Origin of the sequence: Halorubrum sp. SP9 (assembly GCF_005435015.1) — an archaeon.
GTDB lineage: Archaea > Halobacteriota > Halobacteria > Halobacteriales > Haloferacaceae > Halorubrum > Halorubrum sodomense.
The window spans coordinates 1-213 of sequence record NZ_SGXU01000799.1; the positions used below are offsets into that span (position 1 = coordinate 1).

General features: G+C 50.7%; 1 protein-coding gene. It reads left to right on the plus strand.

The window, feature by feature from the left end; translation table 11 throughout:
* Positions 1 to 213 (plus strand): hypothetical protein (locus EXE45_RS21170; protein WP_137695227.1); only part of this gene is annotated, 213 nt, incomplete at both ends.

A 213-nucleotide genomic window follows, 5' to 3' on the forward strand; every position in this document is an offset into this window, starting at 1 on the left:
GGTGGGGACGACCCAGCTGTCGAACAGTTTCGAGCAAATATCGACTGCGAGCGACCGGTTAGAGCAGGGTCAACTCGCGCAAGACATCGATACCGACTACCCAGGAGCGTACGGCGACGTGCTGTCTAACTTAGAAAATGGAATAGACCGCCTTAGTGATAGTGTTGGTAGTGTTAAAGAAATTGTTGAGAACGTCGCCACTTCAAGTGATGT